General features: G+C 61.8%; 23 protein-coding genes. 21 read left to right on the top strand and 2 right to left on the bottom strand.

Annotated elements, in window-relative coordinates:
* The first annotated feature begins 55 nt into the window (after positions 1-55).
* The 13 genes from ACIPOO_RS01970 (at position 56) to ACIPOO_RS01910 (ending at position 10,328) form a co-directional block, all read left to right on the top strand.
* A complete protein-coding gene (locus ACIPOO_RS01970; protein ID WP_400604045.1) occupies positions 56-583 on the top strand; it encodes a YceD family protein in 528 nt (175 codons plus the stop codon).
* 13 nt (positions 584-596) lie between these two features.
* A complete protein-coding gene (gene rpmF, locus ACIPOO_RS01965) occupies positions 597-779 on the top strand; it encodes a 50S ribosomal protein L32 (protein ID WP_003179396.1) in 183 nt (60 codons plus the stop codon).
* A 4-nt stretch (positions 780-783) separates the two neighbouring features.
* A complete protein-coding gene (plsX, locus tag ACIPOO_RS01960; protein ID WP_400604043.1) occupies positions 784-1,791 on the top strand; it encodes a phosphate acyltransferase PlsX in 1,008 nt (335 codons plus the stop codon).
* A 129-nt stretch (positions 1,792-1,920) separates the two neighbouring features.
* Positions 1,921-2,859, top strand: a complete 939-nt coding sequence (gene fabD / locus ACIPOO_RS01955; RefSeq protein WP_274132197.1) for an ACP S-malonyltransferase — start codon at positions 1,921-1,923, stop codon at positions 2,857-2,859.
* Positions 2,860-2,876: 17 nt separating this feature from the next.
* On the top strand, positions 2,877-3,614 hold the full coding sequence (fabG, locus tag ACIPOO_RS01950) for a 3-oxoacyl-ACP reductase FabG (RefSeq protein WP_274132196.1): 738 nt from the start codon (positions 2,877-2,879) through the stop codon (positions 3,612-3,614).
* Positions 3,615-3,800: 186 nt separating this feature from the next.
* Positions 3,801-4,037, top strand: a complete 237-nt coding sequence (gene acpP, locus ACIPOO_RS01945; protein ID WP_003175607.1) for an acyl carrier protein — start codon at positions 3,801-3,803, stop codon at positions 4,035-4,037.
* 107 nt (positions 4,038-4,144) lie between these two features.
* Positions 4,145-5,389 (top strand): beta-ketoacyl-ACP synthase II, encoded by a 1,245-nt coding sequence (fabF, locus tag ACIPOO_RS01940; protein ID WP_274132195.1) that lies wholly within the window; start codon positions 4,145-4,147, stop codon positions 5,387-5,389.
* Positions 5,386-6,204, top strand: a complete 819-nt coding sequence (gene pabC, locus ACIPOO_RS01935) for an aminodeoxychorismate lyase (RefSeq protein ID WP_400604038.1) — start codon at positions 5,386-5,388, stop codon at positions 6,202-6,204. The genes fabF and pabC overlap by 4 nt, the downstream gene beginning before the upstream one ends.
* Before the next feature lie 3 nt (positions 6,205-6,207).
* Complete coding sequence (gene mltG / locus ACIPOO_RS01930; protein WP_400604036.1) at positions 6,208-7,479, top strand: endolytic transglycosylase MltG; 1,272 nt, start codon at positions 6,208-6,210, stop codon at positions 7,477-7,479.
* Positions 7,480-7,498: 19 nt separating this feature from the next.
* The gene (gene tmk, locus ACIPOO_RS01925) at positions 7,499-8,143 is read left to right on the top strand and encodes a dTMP kinase (protein ID WP_274132192.1); all 645 of its coding nucleotides are present in this window, start codon (positions 7,499-7,501) and stop codon (positions 8,141-8,143) included.
* Entirely contained in the window at positions 8,136-9,122 is a 987-nt protein-coding gene (locus ACIPOO_RS01920; RefSeq protein ID WP_400604034.1) for a DNA polymerase III subunit delta', read from the top strand. The genes tmk and ACIPOO_RS01920 overlap by 8 nt, the downstream gene beginning before the upstream one ends.
* A 43-nt stretch (positions 9,123-9,165) precedes the next feature.
* On the top strand, positions 9,166-9,522 hold the full coding sequence (locus ACIPOO_RS01915) for a PilZ domain-containing protein (RefSeq protein ID WP_037011754.1): 357 nt from the start codon (positions 9,166-9,168) through the stop codon (positions 9,520-9,522).
* Positions 9,523-9,536: 14 nt separating this feature from the next.
* On the top strand, positions 9,537-10,328 hold the full coding sequence (locus tag ACIPOO_RS01910; protein ID WP_274132190.1) for a TatD family hydrolase: 792 nt from the start codon (positions 9,537-9,539) through the stop codon (positions 10,326-10,328).
* Positions 10,329-10,557: 229 nt separating this feature from the next.
* On the opposite strand, the gene ACIPOO_RS01905 is transcribed toward ACIPOO_RS01910, so the two are convergent.
* Entirely contained in the window at positions 10,558-11,691 is a 1,134-nt protein-coding gene (locus tag ACIPOO_RS01905; RefSeq protein ID WP_400604031.1) for an aminotransferase class V-fold PLP-dependent enzyme, read from the bottom strand.
* 78 nt (positions 11,692-11,769) lie between these two features.
* On the opposite strand from ACIPOO_RS01905, the gene ACIPOO_RS01900 reads away from it, so the two are divergent.
* The gene (locus ACIPOO_RS01900) at positions 11,770-12,432 is read left to right on the top strand and encodes a TetR/AcrR family transcriptional regulator (protein WP_400604029.1); all 663 of its coding nucleotides are present in this window, start codon (positions 11,770-11,772) and stop codon (positions 12,430-12,432) included.
* Between the two features lie 107 nt (positions 12,433-12,539).
* Positions 12,540-13,508, top strand: coding sequence for a GTP 3',8-cyclase MoaA (locus ACIPOO_RS01895; RefSeq protein ID WP_400604027.1), 969 nt, complete (start codon positions 12,540-12,542; stop codon positions 13,506-13,508).
* 732 nt (positions 13,509-14,240) lie between these two features.
* Here the strand turns inward: ACIPOO_RS01895 and ACIPOO_RS01890 are convergent.
* Positions 14,241-14,456, bottom strand: a complete 216-nt coding sequence (locus ACIPOO_RS01890; RefSeq protein ID WP_400605222.1) for a hypothetical protein — start codon at positions 14,454-14,456, stop codon at positions 14,241-14,243.
* Between ACIPOO_RS01890 and ACIPOO_RS01885 the strand changes: the two genes are divergently transcribed.
* The 6 genes from ACIPOO_RS01885 to ACIPOO_RS01860 all read left to right on the top strand — a co-directional run bounded on the left by ACIPOO_RS01885 (position 14,407) and on the right by ACIPOO_RS01860 (position 21,381).
* A complete protein-coding gene (locus ACIPOO_RS01885) occupies positions 14,407-15,012 on the top strand; it encodes a DUF4823 domain-containing protein (RefSeq protein WP_274132186.1) in 606 nt (201 codons plus the stop codon). The genes ACIPOO_RS01890 and ACIPOO_RS01885 overlap by 50 nt on opposite strands.
* A 10-nt stretch (positions 15,013-15,022) precedes the next feature.
* Positions 15,023-15,586 carry a DUF1285 domain-containing protein gene (locus ACIPOO_RS01880; RefSeq protein WP_400604024.1) on the top strand — a complete coding sequence of 188 codons (564 nt, stop codon included), beginning with the start codon at positions 15,023-15,025 and terminating at the stop codon, positions 15,584-15,586.
* 85 nt (positions 15,587-15,671) lie between these two features.
* Positions 15,672-16,682, top strand: coding sequence for an aspartate-semialdehyde dehydrogenase (locus tag ACIPOO_RS01875; RefSeq protein ID WP_274132184.1), 1,011 nt, complete (start codon positions 15,672-15,674; stop codon positions 16,680-16,682).
* A gap of 116 nt (positions 16,683-16,798) precedes the next feature.
* Positions 16,799-19,567 (top strand): FimV/HubP family polar landmark protein, encoded by a 2,769-nt coding sequence (locus ACIPOO_RS01870; protein ID WP_400604022.1) that lies wholly within the window; start codon positions 16,799-16,801, stop codon positions 19,565-19,567.
* A gap of 310 nt (positions 19,568-19,877) precedes the next feature.
* Positions 19,878-20,702 (top strand): tRNA pseudouridine(38-40) synthase TruA, encoded by an 825-nt coding sequence (gene truA, locus ACIPOO_RS01865; protein ID WP_274132332.1) that lies wholly within the window; start codon positions 19,878-19,880, stop codon positions 20,700-20,702.
* Positions 20,703-20,760: 58 nt separating this feature from the next.
* Positions 20,761-21,381, top strand: coding sequence for a phosphoribosylanthranilate isomerase (locus ACIPOO_RS01860; protein WP_400604020.1), 621 nt, complete (start codon positions 20,761-20,763; stop codon positions 21,379-21,381).
* Positions 21,382-21,569: the final 188 nt, after the last annotated feature.

The following is a 21,569-nucleotide window of genomic DNA, read 5'->3' as shown; positions in this document are numbered from 1 at the left end:
ACAGCCCTGAATTTCCTTTGACAGTCGCAGGGCTCGTCCCTAGAATGCTGCGCCTATGTTGAATGACCCGATTCCACCTCACGTTGACCCGCGCAAATTGGCTGATCGCGGCACTACCCTTCAAGGGGAGTTGCTGCTGGCCGATTTGGAGAGACTCTGCGACCCGCTTGCTGACAATCTCGGTACAGTGCAGGCGAAATTCGTTTTTGAACGAGACGAGCGACGCTCTGTGGTTGTCCACAGTGACATCGACGTCGAAGTCAAAATGGTTTGCCAGCGTTGTCTTGAGCTGGTCACCCTGCCGATCCACAGCGAATGCAGTTACGCCGTGGTGAAGGAGGGTGCAAATACCCAGTCGTTGCCGAAAGGCTATGACGTGCTGGAACTCGGCGAAGATCCATTGGATCTGAAGGCGCTAATCGAGGAGGAGCTTCTGCTCGCCTTGCCTATCGTGCCTGTTCATGATCCGAAAGAATGCCAGCAGCCGGCGGGCGCCGATGAGCCCGAACCGAGCGTGGACGAGGTAACGCGGTCCAACCCGTTCAGTGTATTGGCGCAGTTAAAGCGTGACCCAAACGTTTAGGAGTTAATCAATTATGGCTGTTCAGCAGAACAAAAAATCCCGCTCTGCCCGTGACATGCGCCGTTCGCACGACGCGCTCGAGGCTAGCACCCTGTCCGTGGAAAAGACCACTGGTGAAGTTCACCTGCGTCACCACGTATCGCCAGAAGGCGTATACCGTGGTCGTAAAGTGATCGACAAGGGCGCTGACGAGTAATTTCTTGTCCGCTCCGGTCATCGCGATCGACGCAATGGGCGGGGACTTCGGTCCCCGCAACATTGTTCAGGCCAGCATTGCCTGCCTGCTCGCACACCCCTCGCTTCACCTGACCCTCGTCGGTCACGCCTCCCTTCTTGAAGAGCTCATCGCACACCACTCCGGTGTCGATCGTTCACGCCTGCACGTTGTCCATGCCAGCGAAGTGATCACGATGGATGACCGTCCGTCCCTGGCCCTGCGCGGCAAGCCGGATTCGTCCATGCGCGTGGCGCTGCGGCTGTTGGCCGAAGGTCACGTCAAGGCGTGCGTGAGTGCGGGAAACACTGGCGCATTGATGGCGCTCTCCCGGTTCGTGCTCAAGACATTGCCCGGCATCGACCGCCCGGCGATGGTGGCGGCGATCCCGACGCAGACCGGTTACTGCCAGTTGCTGGACCTGGGGGCGAACGTCGATTGCAGCGCAGAGAACCTCTATCAGTTCGCCGTGATGGGCTCGGTGGCCGCCGAAGCGCTGGGAGTGCCGCGACCAAGGGTCGCACTGCTCAATGTCGGCACTGAAGACATCAAGGGCAACCAGCAGGTCAAGCTGGCCGCAAGCCTGTTGCAGGCGGCGCCGGGGCTGAACTACGTGGGCTTCGTCGAAGGTGACGGGCTGTACCGTGGCGAGGCCGATGTGGTGGTGTGCGACGGATTCGTCGGCAACATCCTGCTCAAATCGAGCGAGGGCCTGGCGACCATGATCGGTGGGAGAATCGAAACATTGTTCCGCCAGAATGTGCTCTCCAGGGCGGTAGGCGCGCTGGCGATGCCGTTGCTCAAGCGTCTCAAGGCGGATCTTGCGCCTGCGCGGCACAATGGCGCGAGCCTGCTGGGCCTGCAGGGGATCGTGGTCAAGAGCCATGGCTCGGCGGGCGTGCAGGGGTTCCAGAGCGCCATCGAGCGGGCGCTGATCGAGATTCAGGAAAACCTTCCACAGCGCCTTCATGGGCGTCTGGAAGAGTTGCTGTAGCCCGTCTTGCGCTAATATGTGACGCCTGTGACTGCTCAGTCATCCAACTGACCAGTTGCAACACATTGAATTTACTCACATTCGGTTCGTCCGGGTGTGTTTTTGACGACAATAATCAGGGGCTTGTTCATGTCTGCTTCCGTCGCATTCGTTTTTCCGGGCCAGGGCTCGCAGTCCCTCGGCATGCTCGCCGAGCTGGGCGCGCAGTACCCGCTGGTGCTGGATACGTTCAAAGAAGCCTCCGATGCCTTGGGCTACGACCTCTGGGCGCTGACCCAGCAGGGTCCGGAAGAAAACCTCAACCAGACCGACAAAACCCAGCCCGCCATCCTGACCGCCTCCATCGCCCTGTGGCGCCTGTGGCTGGCTGAAGGCGGCGCGCGTCCGGCATTCGTCGCCGGTCACAGCCTGGGCGAATACAGCGCGCTGGTTGCCGCTGGCAGCCTCTCGCTGGGCGATGCGGTCAAGCTGGTGGAGCGCCGCGGTCAACTGATGCAGGAAGCCGTGCCGGCCGGGCAGGGCGGCATGGCGGCCATCCTGGGTCTTGAAGACGCCGACGTGATCGCCGCCTGCGCCGAAGCTGCGCAGGGTGAAGTGGTCAGCGCCGTGAACTTCAACTCCCCGGGCCAGGTCGTGATCGCCGGTGCCAGGGCGGCGGTCGATCGCGCCATTGAAGTGTGCAAGGCCAAGGGCGCCAAGCGCGCACTGCCACTGCCGGTCAGCGTACCGTCGCACTGCGAACTGATGCGCCCGGCTGCCGAGCGTTTCGCCGAATCCGTCGCTGCCATCGCCTGGCAGGCGCCGCAGATTCCGCTGGTGCAGAACGTCACGGCCAGCGTGCCGGCCGATCTGGAAACGCTGAAGACCGATCTGCTGCAACAACTCTACAAGCCGGTTCGCTGGGTCGAATCGGTTCAGGCACTGGCTGCCAAGGGTGCCTTGCAACTGGTCGAGTGCGGCCCGGGCAAGGTCCTGGCAGGCCTGAACAAGCGTTGCGCCGATGGCGTCAACACCTACAACCTCAATACACCGGACGCTTTCGCCGCCACCCGCGCGGCGCTGGCCTGATTTAAGGAGACGCTCACATGAGTCAGGGTAAAGTTGCACTGGTCACCGGCGCGAGCCGTGGCATTGGCCGGGCTATCGCTCTGGAATTGGGTCGTGCCGGTCTGACTGTCGTGGGTACCGCGACGTCCGAAGCCGGTGCCGAGAAGATCACCGCCTATTTCAAGGAAAACGGCGTCGAAGGCTTCGGCCTGGCGCTGGACGTGGGCAGTGACGAGTCGGTCAGCGCCGTGCTGGCACAGATCACCGAGCGCGTTGGCGCGCCGTTGATCCTGGTCAACAACGCCGGCATCACCCGTGACAACCTGATGATGCGCATGAAGGATGACGAGTGGCATGACGTCATCAACACCAACCTGAACAGCCTGTATCGCCTGTCCAAGGGCGTTCTGCGCGGCATGACCAAGGCGCGTTGGGGCCGTATCATCAGCATTGGCTCGGTGGTGGGTGCCATGGGCAACGCAGGTCAAGTAAACTACGCCGCCGCGAAAGCGGGCCTTGAAGGTTTCAGCCGCGCACTGGCGCGTGAAGTCGGCTCGCGGGCAGTGACCGTGAACTCGGTGACCCCGGGCTTTATCGATACCGATATGACCCGCGAGCTGCCTGAGGCACAACGTGATTCCCTGACGGCCCAGATTCCTCTGGGTCGACTGGGGCAGGCAGAAGAGATCGCGCACGTGGTCGCTTTTCTTGCCTCGGAAGGTGCAGGCTACGTTACCGGGGCTACAATCCCCGTGAACGGCGGCATGTACATGTGACTTCCCGTATCGAAAAAATGTCATACGGGCTGTCTAAAATCCGTTATAAAGCTGAAATCTATTAATGGGTTGAGGGTCGATGGGCGTAGCGGGAATTGCGTTGAGCTTGAAAAGCGCAAAACCTCTTCTATACACTTACCCACCGGCCAGCTGCCCGAATTTGTCCACTAGGAGTTAAAACACGGTATGAGCACCATCGAAGAGCGCGTCAAGAAAATCGTTGCCGAACAACTTGGCGTCAAGGAAGAGGAAGTGGTCAACACTGCTTCTTTCGTTGAAGACCTGGGTGCCGACTCCCTTGACACCGTTGAGCTGGTAATGGCTCTGGAAGAGGAATTCGAGACCGAAATCCCAGACGAAGAAGCCGAGAAGATCACCACTGTTCAAGCTGCTATCGATTACGTCACTAGCCACCAGGCTTAAGACTTTTTAATCGTCGCTTGCTGTCATGGGAAAACCGCACTGCCTCAGGCGTGCGGTTTTTTCTTTAAGCAGGGCAGCGTTTCGTCAATAGAAATAAGGAGAGTCCTGTGTCGCGTAGACGCGTCGTGGTCACCGGTATGGGTATGCTGACGCCATTGGGCAACGATGTGCCCAGCACCTGGCAAGGCATTCTGGCCGGCCAGAGTGGCATTGGCCCCATCGAACACACGGACCTTTCGGCTTACACGACCCGCTTTGGCGGCTCGGTCAAGGGATTCAAGGTCGAGGAATATCTGTCGCCCAAAGAGGCGCGCCGTCTTGATCTCTTCATCCAGTACGGTCTGGCTGCCAGCTTTCAGGCAGTGCGCAATGCCGGTATTGAAATCACTGATGCCAACCGTGAGCGCGTCGGCGTTGCCATGGGTTCGGGTATCGGTGGTCTGACCAATATCGAGAACACTGCCCGCCTGATGCAGGATCAGGGGCCTGGCAAGATCTCCCCGTTCTTCGTACCGGGTTCGATCATCAACATGATTTCCGGCTTCCTGTCGATCCATCTGGGCGCACAGGGGCCTAACTACGCCATTGCCACGGCGTGCACCACCAGCACCCATTGCATCGGCATGGCGGCACGCAACATTGCCTACGACGAAGCCGACGTGATGATCGCCGGCGGCGCCGAAATGGCTGCCTGCGGCCTGGGCATGGGCGGCTTTGGCGCCTCGCGCGCACTGTCGACCCGCAACGATGAGCCGGCCCGTGCCAGCCGTCCGTGGGACAAGGGCCGTGATGGCTTCGTGCTGTCCGATGGTGCCGGTGCGCTGGTGCTCGAAGAGCTCGAACACGCCAAGGCGCGCGGTGCGACCATCTATGCCGAGATCATCGGCTTTGGCATGAGCGGCGACGCGTTCCACATGACCTCGCCTCCCGAAGATGGCGCAGGTGCCGCACGCTGCATCACCAATGCGCTGCGTGACGCGAAGATCAGCCCTGACCAGGTGCAGTACATCAACGCTCATGGCACTTCGACCCCGGCCGGTGACCTGGCTGAAGTCAACGCGATCAAGTCGGTGTTCGGCGAGCACGCCTACAAGCTGGCCGTCAGTTCGACCAAGTCCATGACCGGCCACTTGCTGGGCGCGGCGGGCGCGATCGAAGCGATCTTCAGCGTGCTGGCGATCAACGGCCAGGTGGCACCTCCGACCATCAACCTGGACGAGCCGGGCGAGGGTTGCGATCTGGACTTCGTGCCGCACGAACCGCGTCGCATGCCGATCGATATCGTCGTCTCCAACTCCTTCGGTTTTGGTGGCACCAACGGCTCGCTGGTGTTCCGCCGGTACGCCGAATGACGTTGTGCTGGATCGATGGCGCGCCCGGCGACTCGCTGTCCGTCAAGGATCGCGGACTCGCCTACGGTGATGGCCTGTTCGAGACCATTCTGGTCAAGGCTGGCCAGCCATTGCTCTTCGAGCGTCACCTGCAGCGCCTGGCGCTGGGCGGGCGACGCCTGGCGCTGGGCCTCGATCTAGCCTTGATCGAGAGCGAGTGCCAGGGGTTCGCCGCGCAGTTGGTCGAAGGGGTGATGAAGCTGATCGTCACCCGTGGCGATGGCGTGCGCGGTTATGCGCCTGCCATCGATGCCCGACCGCGCCGTATCCTGCAAGGCAGCCCGCTGCCTGCTTACCCTGCGGCGCACGCGGAGCAGGGCATCAAGTTGTTTCCCTGCCGGACGCGGCTCGCCGAACAGCCTCTGCTGGCCGGGCTCAAGCACCTCAACCGGCTGGAGCAGGTCATCGCCCGCAGCGAGTGGAGCGATACCGAGCACGCCGAGGGCCTGATGCGCGACACCACCGGGCGCATCATCGAAGGGGTCTACAGCAACCTGTTTCTGGTCAAGGGCGGCGTATTGCTTACCCCGGACCTGAGCCGTTGCGGTGTGGCCGGCGTCATGCGTGGCGAACTGCTGGCGCAGGCCGAACAGATCAACCTGCCGGCGCGGGCACTGGACCTGCAGCTGTCCGATCTGCAAAAGGCTGACGAAGTCTTTGTCTGCAATAGCGTCTATGGCATCTGGCCTGTTCGCCGATTCGAGCAACACAACTGGCCGCTCGGGCCTGTCACCCGTAAACTGCAAAACCTTGTTCGCGGGCTTCTGGATATCTGATTCGTGATCCGAAAATTATTCGTCTTGCTGGAAACAGGTGTGGTTCTGGCGGGGCTGTTACTGGGTCTGGCCTACTGGCAGCAGAACAACGCGCTGCAGCAACCCCTGAAACTGACTCAAGAGCAACTGCTCGATGTGCAATCCGGCGCGTCGCCTACCGGCGTGCTCAATCGCCTGCAAGCCGAAGGCGTCATCAAGGACGCCTTCTGGCTGCGTCTGTACTGGCGCTTCAATCTGTCCGGACAGGCGCTGCACAGCGGTGAGTACCGCATGACCCCCGGCATGGATGCGCGGTCCCTGCTGGGCCTGTGGGAGCGCGGCGAGGTGGTGCAGTACAGCCTGACGCTGGTCGAAGGCTGGAATTTCCGTCAGGTTCGCGCGGCGCTGGGCAAGCAGCCCAAGCTTGAACAGACCCTGGCTAACCTGAGCGACAGCGAGCTGATGGCAAAAATCGGCCATCCCAACGTTTTCCCGGAAGGCCGGTTCTTTCCTGACACCTACCGTTACACCCGTGGCATGACCGACGCCGAACTGCTTAAGCAAGCCTACAACCGCCTGGACGATGTCCTTCAGGAAGAGTGGGAAAAGCGCGCAGCCGACGTGCCCTATGTCGACCCGTATCAAGCGCTGATCATGGCCTCGCTGGTGGAAAAGGAAACCGGCGTGCCGCAGGAGCGTGGGCAGATCGCCGGGGTTTTCGTACGCCGCTTGCAACTGGGCATGCTGCTGCAGACCGACCCGACCGTCATCTACGGCCTGGGTGAGCGCTACAACGGCAAGATCACTCGCGCATTCCTCAAGGAAGCGACGCCCTACAACACCTACGTCATTTCCGGCCTGCCGCCGACCCCGATTGCCATGGTGGGGCGCGAAGCGATTCACGCGGCGATGAACCCGGTGCCTGGCAACAGCCTGTATTTCGTGGCCCGTGGCGATGGCAGCCACGTATTCTCGGCTGATCTGGACGCGCACAACGCAGCGGTGAAGGAATTCCAGCTCAAACGCCGCGCCGACTACCGCTCAAGCCCTGCACCGATGACGGCGCCGACGACAGCGCCTGCGCCTGCTGTCGAGGCTGCCCAGCCGCCTGAGGCAATCCCGGAAAAGCCGGCAGAAGCCCCGATTCCGGCGCCTGAGGCCTCGGTGCCGCAGATTCCCGAGTCTGAACCGGTGCCTGACACGAGCAAGCCAGAGAAGCCGGCGACCGAGACGCCGGACCCTGCGCCCGAAGCAACTGACAAGGCCGAAACGAAGGCCGGGCAGAGCCCGCAATGAATCTGATTAAGGACGCCCTGTGACTGGTTTGTTCATTACCCTGGAAGGGCCTGAAGGCGCTGGCAAAAGCACCAACCGCGAGTACCTGGCCGAGCGCCTGCGCAGCCATGGCATCGACGTGGTGCTGACCCGCGAGCCCGGCGGCACGCCGCTGGCCGAACGCATTCGCGAGCTGCTGCTGGCCCCCAGCGATGAAACCATGGACGCCGACACCGAACTGTTGCTGGTGTTTGCCGCCCGCGCCCAGCATCTGGCCGGTGTCATCCGCCCGGCGCTGGCGCGCGGTGCTGTCGTACTCTGTGACAGATTCACCGATGCCACCTACGCCTATCAAGGCGGCGGTCGTGGCCTGTCGGTCGAGCGCATCGCCGCGCTGGAAACCTTCGTTCAGGGCGACCTGCGTCCGGACATGACCCTGGTGTTCGACTTGCCGGTGGAAATCGGCCTGGCCCGTGCCACCGCTCGCGGTCGGCTGGACCGCTTCGAGCAAGAGGGCCGGGCGTTCTTTGAAGCCGTTCGTAACACTTATCTGAATCGCGCCCAGGCCGCGCCCGAGCGTTATCGGCTGGTGGAAGCGGCACTGCCGCTGGATCAGGTGCAGGCCTCGCTGGATGTGATGCTGCCGGACCTGCTCAAACTGATGTCGGACCGCCAGAATGGCTGAGGCCTATCCGTGGCAGAACAGCCTCTGGCAGCAACTGGCTGGCCGCACTCAGCACGCCCATGCCTATCTGCTCCATGGCCCGGCCGGTATCGGCAAGCGCGCGCTGGCCGAGCGTCTGATGGCGCTTTTGTTGTGTCAGCAGCCCCAGGGGCTTGAGGCGTGCGGGCACTGCAAGTCGTGCTCGCTGCTGGCGGCAGGGAGCCATCCGGACAACTACGTGCTGGAACCGGAAGAGGCGGACAAGGCGATCAAGGTCGACCAGGTTCGTGGTCTGGTGAGTTTCGTGGTCCAGACCGCGCAGATGGGCGGGCGCAAGGTGGTGCTGATCGAGCCGGTGGAGGCGATGAACATCAACGCCGCCAACGCCTTGCTCAAGAGTCTGGAAGAGCCTTCGGGCAATACCGTGCTGTTGCTGGTCAGCCATCAGCCGAGCCGCTTGCTGCCTACCATCAAGAGCCGCTGCGTGCAGCAGGCCTGTCCGTTGCCGAGCGAGGCGATGAGTGTCGCCTGGCTGGCCGATGCCTTGCCTGAGTGCAGCGAAGAAGAACGTCGCGAGTTGCTGACGCTGGCGGCAGGTTCGCCCCTGGCGGCGGTCAAGCTTCAGGCCCAGGGCGTGCGTGAACAGCGCGCACTGGTGGTCGATGGTGTGAAAAAGCTGCTCAAGGGCCAGCAGTCGCCGACCCAACTGGCCGAAGGCTGGAAGGACGTACCGCTGTTGTTGCTGTTCGACTGGTTCTGCGACTGGTCCAACCTGGTGCTGCGCTATCAGTTGACCCAGGATGAAGACGGCCTCGGCCTGGCCGACATGCGCAAGGTGGTGCAGTATCTGGCGCAGAAGTCGGCCCAGGGTAAAGTGCTCGCCATGCAGGACTGGGTGCTGTTGCAGCGTCAGAAAGTGCTGTCCAAAGCGAACCTGAACCGCGTTCTGTTGCTCGAAGCGTTATTGGTGCAGTGGGCATCGCTCACCGGACAGGGTTAGACTGGCCATCTGCATGACATCAGTATTGACCGAGGAAGTTGAGATGAGCGTGCCTCTGAGCCCGGGTCCACGGAATGGCATCCTGTCCCTGACCATCAAGGACAAATCTGTCCTGTATGCCGCGTACATGCCGTTCATCAAGAATGGCGGGCTGTTCATCCCCACCAGCAAGAGCTACAAGCTGGGCGATGAAGTGTTCATGTTGCTTAACCTCATGGACGAGCCGGAAAAGATCCCGGTCGCGGGCAAGGTCACCTGGATCACCCCCAAGGGTGCCCAGGGCAACCGTGCGGCGGGGGTCGGCGTGCAGTTCAACGACGGCGACAACACCGCGCGAAACATGATTGAAAACTATCTGGCGGGCGCCCTGAAGTCCGACCGTCCTACCCATACGATGTAAGTGCTGCGATCCCCATGCTTGTAGATTCCCATTGTCACCTTGATCGTCTCGATCTCACCCAGCACGCAGGCTCGCTCGATCACGCCCTGCAGGCGGCGCGCGAACGGGGCGTCGGGCATTTTCTGTGTATCGGCGTCAGCGCCGACAACGCGGCAGACGTCAAGGCGCTCGCCGAACGCTTCGATGATGTGGATTGCTCGGTCGGCATTCACCCCCTCGACCTCAAGCCAGGCGAAGCGCCGGCACTTGAGTGGCTGCTCAACGAGCTGAATCACCCGCGTGTGGTGGCCATCGGTGAAACGGGCCTGGACTATCACTACGAGCCGGAAGCGGCCGAGCTGCAGCAGGCCTCGTTCCGCTTGCACCTGCAGGCCGCGAGCCAGACGGGCAAGCCGGTCATCATTCATACCCGGGGCGCGCGATCCGACACACTGGACCTGCTGCGTGAAGCGGCCTTGCCTCAGGCAGGCGTGCTGCACTGTTTCACCGAAGACTGGGACATGGCCAAGGCCGCGCTGGACATGGGTTATTACATCTCGCTCTCCGGCATCGTCACCTTCCGCAACGCCGACGCCCTGCGTGACGTGGCCAGTAAAGTGCCCGCGGACCGCCTGCTGGTGGAAACCGATTCGCCGTATCTGGCGCCGATCCCGTATCGCGGCAAACCCAACTTGCCACAGTACGTGCGTGAAGTGGCTGAATTCCTGGCGATGCTGCGCGGCGAAAGCTATGAGCGCTTCGCCGAGCAGACCACTGAGAACTTCAAGCGCCTGTTTCCTTTGGCGCGGGTGAAGGCCAGCGACTGAGGTCGTCGAATCGCAGGCAAAAAAAACCCGGGTTCTGGGGGGTGAATCCGGGTTAAGACCATTAGGAGTAAAACAAAGACACGCTATCCGTTGGTGCCTTTACCGATGCTGGCACTTGGGGGAGATGCCGCATCAGCGAATTTAAGTATTGGCCAGAATCGGCTGGCGTCCAGCGCGCTGCTGTACGTTTTTTAAACAGATTTGGAATACCCAGTTCCCTGTTGATACCTCAAAGCATGGCAATGCGCTGCACAATGGCCAGTGTCTCTTCGATCACCCGCGATTGTGTATAGAAATGCGGTGAAAAGCGGATGCCAGGGCCTCTTGGCAGGCAAACCACCTGCTCTTGCATCAACGCCTGCCACACCTGCGCAGCCGGCTTCGCATCCAGGCTGAAGGTCAGTATTCCCGAGCGCCTTTCGGTCAGTCGGGATGAATGCAGCACCACCCCCTTGATACTCGCTAGACCCTGCTCAAGCCAGTTCACGCGTTCTATGACGGCTTTTCCTACCTCATCCATGCCAGTTTCTTCCAGCAGTGACAAGCTGGCGTCCAGTGCCATGGCGCCCAAGGTGTTGGGGCTGCCGCATTCGAAGCGCATGGCGCTGGCAGCAGGTTGCCATTCGTTGCGGCCATAGTCGCCGGAGTTTTCCAGCATGTGCCAGCCGTATTCGTGAAGCTTGAGCTGAGGGCGCAACTCCGCACGGCAATAGAAAACGCCCAAGCCTTCGGGGCTGCACATCCATTTATGGCCGTCGGCCATGGCGAAGTCGCACTGACTCGCCTGAACGTCGAAGGGCAGGGCGCCGATGTGCTGGATCGCATCGATGCAAAACAACACCTGCCGCTGCTTGCAACCCTGGCCGAGCCGTTCGATGTCCAGCCGCATGCCGGTGGAAAACTGCACCGAGCTGATCGACAGCAGGCGCGTACGAGGACCGCAGGCGGCGAGCAGGGCGGCTTCCGGGTCTTCCCCCTTGAGACTGACCTGGATGACCTCGACGCCCTGTGGCTTGAGCGCTTCCCACACCACGCGATTGGAGGGGAATTCCTCATCGCTGATGACCACGTTGTCGCCACTTTTCCAGTCAAGGCCAAAAGCGACAAATGACAGGGCTTCCGAGGTATTTTTGACCAGGGCGATGTCCTCGGTCGATGGCGCGTTCAGCAGGCGAGCCAGGCGTTCACGAAGGCGATGCTCGGCGCGGGTCCAGTCTGGATAGTCCCGCGCGCCCTGTAAAACGTTCTGTTCAGCGAATTTTTGCACGGCAATGGCCGTGCGTTTTGGCCAGGGTCCGACGGCTGCGTGGTTCAGATAACGCAGATCCGGGGCTTGGGCGAATTCGTCGTGAAGCGTAGACATGGTCGGATGTTCCGTGCAATTTGCCGCAATTTAGGCATAATGTGCGGCTTCGATTTTGAACCCGAACAGCCTCTTCCTATGCAGAAAGAACCTCGTAAGGTCCGTGAGTTTCGCCGCCGTGAGCAGGAAATTCTCGACACCGCGTTAAAGCTGTTTCTCGAACAGGGTGAAGACAGCGTCACCGTCGAGATGATTGCTGATGCCGTGGGTATTGGCAAAGGCACGATCTACAAACACTTCAAATCCAAGGCGGAGATCTACCTGCGCCTGATGCTCGACTACGAGCGCGATTTGAACGAGTTGCTGCACTCGGCCGACGTCGACAAGGACAAGGAAGCGCTGTCCCGGGCCTACTTCGAATTCCGCATGCGCGATCCGCAACGCTACCGCCTGTTTGACCGCCTCGAAGAGAAAGTGGTCAAGGGCAACCAGGTTCCGGAGATGGTCGAGCAACTGCACAAGATTCGCGCCTCGAACTTCGAGCACCTGACGCTGCTCATCAAGGGCCGCATCACCGAAGGCAAGCTCGAAGACGTTCCGCCGTATTTCCACTATTGCGCGGCGTGGGCGCTGGTGCATGGCGCGGTGGCGCTGTACCACTCGCCGTTCTGGAGCAATGTGCTGGAAGATCAGGAAGGTTTTTTCCAGTTCCTGATGGACATCGGCGTGCGCATGGGCAACAAGCGCAAGCGCGACCCTGAAGCTGGTCACGACCTCAAGCCGGAAATCTTCGGTAACTGAGTTACCTCAGACGCTTCGCCATTGATGTGATCTGTCCGGAATGACCCTTGCAAAAAGTTGATTTATGAGTCAACTTTTTGCTCGCTGCATTCTTCCCGGAGTTCACCATGATCGTTGATCGCCAAGGCCGACGTTTCCGCAACCTGCGGATCAGTCTGACGGCCGCCTGCAACTATGCCTGTACCTACTGCGTGCCCGACGGCAAGCGCCTGGTGGCTGCGCAGAACGAGCTGTCGGCGGATCAGATGGCCCGTGGCGTGGAGTACCTGATCGAGGCGGCGGGCATCGAGCGATTGCGCATCACCGGTGGCGAGCCGCTGGTGAGCCCGCGTCTTGAAGGTTTCATGGGACAGGTGGGGAAGATGGGGCTGGGTGATATCAGCCTGACCACCAATGGGCAGTTGCTGGCGCGCAAGCTGCCTTTGTTGCTGGAGGCGGGGATTGGGCGGATCAATGTGTCGCTCGACACCCTCGATCCTTCCGCGTTTCGGGCGATTGCGCGGGGCGGCGACCTAGCGACGGTGCTCGATGGCATGGAGCAGGCCAGTGCGGCGGGGATCCGTATCAAGGTCAACATGGTGCCGCTGCGCGGGCAGAACCTGGATCAGGTGCTGCCGCTGCTGGATTACTGCCTGGCCCGCGGCTATGAGCTGCGTTTCATCGAGCTGATGCGGATGGGGCATCTGGCGACTGACCGCAACGGCTTCATCCAGCAGTTCGTCAGCCTTGGGCAGTTGCTGGAACTGATCGGCGAGCGTCACGAATTCCTCCAGGCCGACGCGCCGGTGGACGCGACGGCGGTGCGCTATCGGATTCCGGGCAAAGGTCATTTCGGCGTGATCGCCAACGAAAGCGTGCCGTTCTGCCGCACCTGCTCGCGATTGCGGCTGTCTTCGACAGGGTGGCTGCATGGCTGTCTGTCATCGAGCAACCGGCATTATGTGGGCGACCTGTTCGACAAACCCCGGCATCAGGCCTTGCCGGCGTTGCAGCGGCTGTTGATAAAAGCGCTGGATGACAAGCAGGCCGTGGCGTTTTCGGGTGGGGCGACGGTGATGAAGATTATTGGCGGGTAGGCGCCATGAAGATGATCGTTCCCACGCTCCGCGTGGTAACGGTTGGTTTGACGCTCCGCGTCGAGGGGTGACTTTGGAATCGGGTGTATATCCGTTTTTGCGGTGGTTGGGGGGTTAGGGTTTCGCCCCTTACGGGCGACCTACTTTCCTTACGGGGAAAGTAGGCAAAGCCATTGCGACAGGCTGGGGTCCTTCGGACTTCCCTCGACTCCGGCGCCGTTCCGGGGGCACGCCGTGATGGGCCGTCCCTGGCCCGCACGGCTTTCGCGGCATCCCTGCCGCTCATCCCCCTGCACGACGCCTGCGCTCGGCCTGGCGCCTTGACGTCGCGTCCTGTGTCGCCTGCACCATCGCGCACCAAGATCAAAAGCAAGATCAAAGTCTTTGGTTGTACACCGCCCCGTAGCAGCACGGCTTGCCGGCGGGAGCGATCTCAAGAACGCCATCGCGAGCAAGCTCACTCCTAGAAGGTTGAAGTGACAAACCCGTAGCAGTCCGGCTTGCCGGCGTTGGCGATCTTGAGGGCGCCGTCGTGGGCAAGCGCGCTCCTACAGGGTTGAGGTGACAAACCCGTAGCAGCACGGCTTGCCGGCGGGAGCGATCCCGAGAACGCCATCGCGAGCAAGCTCACGCCTACAAGGTTGAGGTGACAAACCCGTAGCAGTCCGGCTTGCCGGCGTCGGCGATCTTGAGGGCGCCATCGCGGGCAAGCGCGCTCCTACAGGGTTGAGGTCAGTCACACTCGTAGCAGTCCGGCTTGCCGGCGTTGGCGATCTTGAAGACGCTCCCGCCGGCAAGCCGTGGTGTTACGGGATCGGTGGCTTTTCCCAGAGCTGGCGCAAAAGCTGCATTACCCGGCCATTCGCCGGTTTTCCGTCGCCGGACTTTGGAGGAAATAATGCGTAGCCTGGTTTTACTGCTGACGTTTTTGGCTTTGAGCGGCTGCATGCACGTCAGCGATCTGGCTCAGGGTGCCCATGACGAGCTCAGCGATGCGGGTCTTCTGGACCACAGCTCGACGCGTCGGATCAACAATTTCCGCCTGCAACCGGACTCTTTCATCTACATCGCGCAGGGTGCGTTCGCACCTCCCGGCGGTGCCTACCCGCGGCCGAACGTCGTCGCCGAAGAGGCTTTCAACGGCTTCGTCGAGTACTTCCCGATGGTCCGCCGCGCCCGTGCGCCGGAAGGGCTGGACGAGGCGATGACCGAGGCCCGGGCTGCTGGCGCGCACTATCTGCTGTACACCCGCTTCGCCAAGGCCGACGACCGCATCGGCACCTTCGACGAATGGTCCGACCAGGAAGCGGTCGACCGTCTGGGCATCGACAGTGGCGTGATCCAGCTCATGCTGATCGAAACCAACACCCGCTATCTGATCGACTCGGCGCGCATCCGCAGCCGTGGTGGCCTGCTGACACTTTACGACACCAAGCCTGAAGATTTGCTTGGACCGCCCATGGAGGCTTACGCTCGTTCACTTATGGGGCTGGAATCCCACTGAGGAGCGACGTATGAGTGGTCCGGGCAAGGCCAACGATTTGTTGGCGCAATTACCCAAGACCGGCAAGGGTTTGCCGCCTGTGCATCTGTGGAACCCGGATTTTTGTGGCGATATCGACATGCGTATCACCCGCGACGGCACCTGGTTCTATCTGGGGACGCCTATCGGCCGCAAGCCGATGGTGCGCCTGTTTTCCACGATCATTCGCCGCGACGGCGATGACTACTTCCTGATCACGCCGGTGGAGAAGGTCGGCATCAAGGTCGACGACGCACCGTTCGTGGCCGTGCTGTTGCAGGTCGAGGGCGCGGGCGAATCCCAGGTGCTGACCTTCACCACCAACGTCGACGACCAGGTGCAGGCGGGCGCCGAGCATCCGCTGCGCGTGAGCATCGATCCCGCCACCCAGGAGCCTGCGCCCTACATTCTGGTGCGCAGCAATCTCGAAGCGCTGATTCATCGCAACGTTTTCTATCAGTTGGTGGATCTGGCGGTAACGCGCATGATCGACGGGCAACGCTGGCTCGGTGTATGGAGTCATGGCGAGTTTTTCCCCATCGGTCTTGAGCCCTGACCGACTTGCAGCGCGTGCCAGGCCATTTGCCTGGCCTTCATCTCGCGGTTAAAGTGCCGCCCCCCGATTTTTCTGAGGTTTTTCCATGAGCCAGTCCTTTGACATCGCCGTGATCGGCGCCACCGGCACTGTCGGCGAAACCATCGTCCAGATCCTCCAGGAGCGCGACTTTCCGGTCGGCCAGTTGCATCTGTTGGCGAGCGCCGAGTCTGCAGGCAGCTCGGTGCCCTGGCGCGGGAAGAACGTTCGCGTGCGGGAAGTCGATGCCTTCGATTTCAGCACGGTACAGATCGCCTTTTTTGCAGCCAGCGCAGCCGTGACCCGCAGCTACTCCTCGCGGGCCACTGCAGCGGGTTGCGCGGTGATCGATCTGTCCGGCGGGCTGCCGGTGGAGCAGGCGCCGAACCTGGTGCCTGAGGTCAATGGCGATGTGTTGCAGGGCTTGAGTCAGCCATGGCAGGTAGCCTGCCCAAGTTCCAGTGCGGCGGCGCTGGCATTGGTGCTTGGGCCGTTGCGCGGCTTGCTGGAGATTCAACGGGTCAGCGTGACGGCGTGCCTGGCGGTGTCCAGCCAGGGCCGCGAAGGGGTGACGGAGCTGGCGCGCCAGACCGCCGAACTTTTGAACATGCGCCCGCTGGAACCCAAGGTGTTTGACCGGCAGATGGCCTTCAACCTGCTCGCTCAGGTCGGCGCCCCGGACGCGCAAGGCCATGTGCCCCTTGAAAAACGTTTGGTCAGCGAGTTGCGCGAGTTGCTGTCGCTGCCTTTAATCAAGGTCGGCGTGAGCTGCATTCAAGTCCCGGTGTTTTTCGGCGATAGCTTGAGCGTGTCGGTGCAGACCGCCAGTGCGGTGGACATCGCTGCCATCAGTGCCGCGCTGGACGCTGCCGATGGAATCGACCTTGTAGACGCTGGCGATTATCCGACTCCGGTCGGTGACGCTGTAGGACAGGACGCTGTCTATGTAGGACGTTTGCGCGGGGGAGTCGACGACGCCTGTGAGCTCAATTTCTGGGTGACGTCCGACAATGTGCGCAAGGGCGCGGCGTTGAACGCTGTGCAGGTGGCTGAATTGTTGATAAAAGATGTTTCGTAAAAGATACTTGCCCACAATTCAAAGAATCATTCTAGCTGTGGCGTGTTGACACGCCCTACGCCCTAGCAGGCTTTATCTTCTCGCTCGCCGGGGAAATTTTAAACAAGGGATGGGCTATGGTTCAGGTTCGTAAACTGGTTTTAGCAATCGCTGCGGCTTCGGCGCTGTCATCCGGGATGGCCCAGGCGCTTGGCTTGGGCGGGCTGACCGTCAAGTCGAGCCTGAATCAACCGCTGCTGGCCGAGATCGAACTGACACAGGTGCAGGACCTGAACTCGGCGCAAGTGGTGCCGAGCCTGGCGACCTCAGCCGAATTCGCCCAGGCGGGTGTCGGCCGCATGGCGATCCTCGACGACCTGACGTTCACCCCGGTGGTCAATCCTGCTGGCAAGAGCGTCTTGCGCATCACCTCGACCAAGCCCATTCGTGACCCTTACGTGAAATTCCTTGTGCAGGTGCTCTGGCCGAACGGCCGGGTGCTGCGCGAATACAGCCTGCTGCTGGATCCGCCCAAAGTGCTGCCACAGGCCGCAGCCGCTGCAGCCGCGGCGCAACTGCCGTCTACCGCACCGGCAGTCGCGCCGGCCCAGGCACCCGCTGCACAAGCTCCGGCGCCTGCACCGACGCCTGCACCGGCAACGCCGGCCGAACCCAAATACACCCAGTACACCACCGCCAACAACGACACGCTGTGGGAAATCGCCGAGCGCGTGCGCAACGGCGGTACGGTCCAACAGACCATGCTGGCGATCCAGGCGCTCAACCCGGATGCCTTCATTGCAGGCAACATCAACCGCCTGAAGAAAGGCCAGGTGTTGCGCCTGCCATCCCCGCAGGAAGTCAGCGCCACGCCACAACCGCGTGCCGTGGCCGAAGTGGCCGAGCAGAACCGTGCCTGGCGTGAAGGCCGTCGCCTGCCAACGGGCGCGCGTCAGGTCGATGCCACCCGTCGCGAGCGTGCCGGCGCTGCGCCGTCGCAGATCGAAGCCAAGGACAACCTCAGCCTGGTCTCGGCCAACAAGCCGGGCGCCAAAGGTGCGGCAGGGGACAACGCCGAACTGAGCAATCAGCTGGCGACCACCCAGGAGAGCCTGGACAGCACCCGCCGCGACAACGCCGAACTGAAAAGCCGCATGAGCGATCTGGAAAGCCAGGTCGACAAACTGCAACGCCTGATCCAGCTGAAAAACGACCAGTTGGCCAAGATGCAGGCCGCAGGTGCCGCCGTTCCGCCGCCGGTGGACAACGCTGCCAGCACCGTCAGCCCCAACAGTGTGACCAACCCGAACAACGCTGCGAACCCGGCGATGCCTGCCGAGATCGTCCCCAAGCCCGCAGCACCGGACACCGCTGGCAAACCGCCGAACGAAATCGCGCCGGAGGATGCGCTGCCGGTCGATGGCGCCAAAGTCAGCAATGCCACCCCGGACCAGCCGCTGGTGGTGCCGCCGGATGCAGCCGCACCGGATGACCGCAGTGCGCTGGACAAGATTCTCGCAAGCCCGCTGCTGATGGGCATCATCGGTGGCGGTGCGCTGCTGGTGCTGCTGTTGCTCCTGCTGCTGTTGGCCCGTCGCCGCAATGCGCTGATCGAGGCCGAGAAGCATCGGCAAATGGCCCGCGCACTGGCCGAAGAGTCCGATTTCGCCGCCGACATGGACATGCCCGAAAGCAGTTTCGAGGGTCTGGAGGTTCCTCCGCCTGCGGTAAAGCAGGCACCGCTGGCGGCCGTCATCATTGAGCCGACCCGCGAACGCCCGGCGGATGTACTGGTACAAGCCGAGATCCACATCGCTTATGGCCGCACCAACCAGGCCGCAGCGCTGCTCGAAGAAGCCATCAAGGAAGAGCCGCAGCGCAGTGACCTGCGTCTGAAGCTGATGGAAATCTACGCCCAGCAGGACAACAAGTCCGGTTTCGTTGCCCAGGAGCGCCAACTGGTCGCGACCGGCAAGAACCACGCTGAAGTCGAACAACTGAAGACCCGCTACCCGGCGATGGCTGCTGCTGCAGCGGCGGCAGCGGGTGTCGCGGCGGCCGCTGCGCTGGCGGCGGAGATGGACGCCAAATACGTGGAGGACCTGCTCAACGACAAGTCCGAGCCTGAACCGGCCGCTGAACCGGTCAGCGAGCCAGTGGCAGAGGCGCCTGAAGATTTCGACACGGCGTTCGACCTGAGCCTGGACGATCTGGAAAGCCCGGCGCCGGCCCCGGCGCACGAGACGCCGGTGGCTGATGCTGGGCTGGACGATCTGGATCTGGACGCGCCATTCGGTGGTTCGACCCCCGATGACCTGGATTTCGATTCGATCCTGCGCGAGCAGACCGAAGCCAAGGCCGTCGAGCCCGATGAGCTGGCGGACTTCGACCTGAACCTTGCCGAGGATCAGCCTGAGCTCAAGGCCGAAGACGACCATCTGCTGGGCCTGGAAGACGATCTGCGCGATCTGCCGCCATTCGAGGAGACGGCTGATCTGGGTGCGAGCAAACCGGCGGTCGATGACGAACTGGAATTGCCGGCCGATTTCGATCTGTCGCTGGCCGACGAGATGGAAACCGACCACGCCTCTGCGGCGTTCGCTTCGGAAATCGATGATGTCAACGCCGAGCTCGAGCGGCTGTCCCAGAGCCTGGAACAGCCGCCGATGGCCAAGCCGTTCGATGATCCTGCGATGTTCACCGAGGATACACTGGCAGCCGACGACGAGCCGGAGTTCGACTTCCTGTCCGGCACCGACGAGGCGGCGACCAAGCTGGACCTGGCCCGGGCCTACATCGAAATGGGCGACGCCGACGGCGCCCGCGACATCCTCGATGAAGTCGTGGCCGAAGGTGATGACGGGCAGAAAACCGAGGCCCGCGAGATGCTTTCGCGCCTGGCCTGATCGGGCATTATCTGCGCTGCAAAACGACCGCTTCGGCGGTCGTTTTCGTTTTCAGCCTCACCTCCGTTCCCTGCACGGCCCATCACGCCCCCTAGCAGCACGGCTTGCCGGCGGGAGCGGTGTGTCAGTCACCCATGCAGGGGCAGGCATATCGTCCCCGCCGGCAAGCCGTGCTGCTACGGGATGTGCGGTAGCCGTTTGAGAATGGCGTCTTTCGCCGCCATCCGTATAATGGCCGCCCTTGCGCACATCGACAGGCTTCAAGCTCTTGGCAACTACAGATACTCAGGCAGAGACAGCGGCCGCCGAAATGGCCGCCGAAGGCTTTTTCCGAATCGCCCTGGGCGTTGAATACAAAGGTTCGCGCTACAGCGGCTGGCAGCGTCAATCCACCGGTGTGCTGACCGTTCAGGAAACCCTGGAGAATGCACTGTCCAGGGTCGCCGATTCGCCGGTCTCCCTGATGTGCGCCGGGCGCACCGATGCGGGCGTGCATGCCTGCGGCCAGGTGGTGCATTTCGACACTCAGGCGGTGCGCACCATGAAGGCCTGGACCATGGGTGCCAACATCAATTTGCCCCATGACATCAGCGTCACCTGGGCCCAGGAGATGCCTGCGCACTTTCACGCACGCTTCAAGGCCATTGCCCGGCGTTATCGCTACGTGATCTACAACGATCAGATTCGTCCGGCGCACCTGGGTCAGGAAATCACCTGGAACCACCGCCCGCTGGACGTCGAGCGCATGGCGCTGGCCGCCGAGTATCTGGTGGGCACCCATGATTTCAGCGCATTCCGTGCCGGGCAGTGCCAGGCCAAGTCGCCGATCAAGCAACTGCACCATCTGCGCGTGACCCGTCACGGCAAAATGATCGTACTCGACATTCGCGCCAATGCCTTCCTGCATCACATGGTGCGCAACATCGCCGGTGTACTGATGACCATTGGGGCAGGGGAGCGGCCCATCGAATGGGCCCGTGAAGTGCTGGAGAGCCGGGTGCGTCGCACCGGTGGCGTAACGGCGCATCCGTTCGGGCTGTATCTGGTGCAGGTGGAGTACCGTGACGAGTTCCCGTTGCCCGAGCGTTACATCGGCCCGCATTTTCTGACAGGTTTCTCGGAACTGGACGGCTGACGCCTACACAAGCATTTGCTACCATCCGGGACTTTCGTCGTACTGAGGCCTTCACCACATGTCAGCCGTTCGCAGCAAGATCTGCGGGATTACCCGCATAGAAGATGCGCTGGCCGCTGTCGAGGCGGGTGCCGATGCGATCGGTTTCGTGTTCTACCCCAAGAGCCCGCGGGCGGTCACCATCGAGCAGGCACAGCGCATCATTGCCCAGTTGCCCCCCTTCATCAGTACAGTCGGGTTGTTCGTCAACGCTGACCGGCAGGAACTGAAGGCGTTGCTGGAAGTGGTGCCCCTGGACCTGATCCAGTTCCATGGCGATGAAACCCCCGAGCAGTGCGAAGGCTACGGCAGGCCATGGATCAAGGCCCTGCGGGTGCAGGCCGGTGACGACATCGCCGCCAGTTGTGCCCTGTACGACAAGGCCAGAGGCATCCTGCTCGACACCTTCGTCGCGGGCGTGCCTGGTGGTACCGGCGAAACTTTCGATTGGGCGCTGATTCCAAAGCAATTGAGCAAACCCATCGTCCTGGCGGGCGGGCTGACTTCGGCTAACGTCTCTCAGGCCATCGCACAGGTACGGCCTTACGCGGTGGATGTCAGCGGCGGGGTAGAAATGTCCCGGGGCATCAAGGATCACGACAAGATCCGTGCGTTCATGAGCGCGGTCCATGGGGCGTGATGTTTTTTAGCGCAGGTATCGCTCGTCGATGTGACGGCAGACAGGCGGTTGCCGTCCACTAGCCTGCGGTCAGGGTTTATGGCTGGCCAAAAATTTAACAGGCGAAGACGTACAAGCGTCTCGCTGCAGGAAATCGAGGGCAGTCTCGAAGAAACGCCGTTCGGCAGGTCAGGCACCTGTGTCGATCG

Source organism: Pseudomonas sp. NPDC090201, assembly GCF_044746825.1.
GTDB lineage: Bacteria > Pseudomonadota > Gammaproteobacteria > Pseudomonadales > Pseudomonadaceae > Aquipseudomonas > Aquipseudomonas putida_AD.
The sequence above is the reverse complement of the archived record's forward strand: the minus strand, read 5'-3'. Positions and strand labels throughout refer to the sequence as shown.

Excerpts from the sequence above, each read along its gene's own strand:
- ACIPOO_RS01970 (WP_400604045.1), top strand. The coding sequence starts at position 56 with ATGTTGAATGACCCGATTCCACCTCACGTTGACCCGCGCAAATTGGCT.
- rpmF (WP_003179396.1), top strand. The coding sequence starts at position 597 with ATGGCTGTTCAGCAGAACAAAAAATCCCGCTCTGCCCGTGACATGCGC.
- fabD (WP_274132197.1), top strand. The coding sequence starts at position 1,921 with ATGTCTGCTTCCGTCGCATTCGTTTTTCCGGGCCAGGGCTCGCAGTCC.
- fabG (WP_274132196.1), top strand. The coding sequence starts at position 2,877 with ATGAGTCAGGGTAAAGTTGCACTGGTCACCGGCGCGAGCCGTGGCATT.
- acpP (WP_003175607.1), top strand. The coding sequence starts at position 3,801 with ATGAGCACCATCGAAGAGCGCGTCAAGAAAATCGTTGCCGAACAACTT.
- pabC (WP_400604038.1), top strand. The coding sequence starts at position 5,386 with ATGACGTTGTGCTGGATCGATGGCGCGCCCGGCGACTCGCTGTCCGTC.
- ACIPOO_RS01920 (WP_400604034.1), top strand. The coding sequence starts at position 8,136 with ATGGCTGAGGCCTATCCGTGGCAGAACAGCCTCTGGCAGCAACTGGCT.
- ACIPOO_RS01915 (WP_037011754.1), top strand. The coding sequence starts at position 9,166 with ATGAGCGTGCCTCTGAGCCCGGGTCCACGGAATGGCATCCTGTCCCTG.
- ACIPOO_RS01910 (WP_274132190.1), top strand. The coding sequence starts at position 9,537 with ATGCTTGTAGATTCCCATTGTCACCTTGATCGTCTCGATCTCACCCAG.
- ACIPOO_RS01905 (WP_400604031.1), bottom strand. The coding sequence starts at position 11,691 with ATGTCTACGCTTCACGACGAATTCGCCCAAGCCCCGGATCTGCGTTAT.
- ACIPOO_RS01900 (WP_400604029.1), top strand. The coding sequence starts at position 11,770 with ATGCAGAAAGAACCTCGTAAGGTCCGTGAGTTTCGCCGCCGTGAGCAG.
- ACIPOO_RS01895 (WP_400604027.1), top strand. The coding sequence starts at position 12,540 with ATGATCGTTGATCGCCAAGGCCGACGTTTCCGCAACCTGCGGATCAGT.
- ACIPOO_RS01885 (WP_274132186.1), top strand. The coding sequence starts at position 14,407 with ATGCGTAGCCTGGTTTTACTGCTGACGTTTTTGGCTTTGAGCGGCTGC.
- ACIPOO_RS01890 (WP_400605222.1), bottom strand. The coding sequence starts at position 14,456 with ATGCAGCCGCTCAAAGCCAAAAACGTCAGCAGTAAAACCAGGCTACGC.
- ACIPOO_RS01880 (WP_400604024.1), top strand. The coding sequence starts at position 15,023 with ATGAGTGGTCCGGGCAAGGCCAACGATTTGTTGGCGCAATTACCCAAG.
- ACIPOO_RS01875 (WP_274132184.1), top strand. The coding sequence starts at position 15,672 with ATGAGCCAGTCCTTTGACATCGCCGTGATCGGCGCCACCGGCACTGTC.
- ACIPOO_RS01870 (WP_400604022.1), top strand. The coding sequence starts at position 16,799 with ATGGTTCAGGTTCGTAAACTGGTTTTAGCAATCGCTGCGGCTTCGGCG.
- truA (WP_274132332.1), top strand. The coding sequence starts at position 19,878 with ATGGCCGCCGAAGGCTTTTTCCGAATCGCCCTGGGCGTTGAATACAAA.
- ACIPOO_RS01860 (WP_400604020.1), top strand. The coding sequence starts at position 20,761 with ATGTCAGCCGTTCGCAGCAAGATCTGCGGGATTACCCGCATAGAAGAT.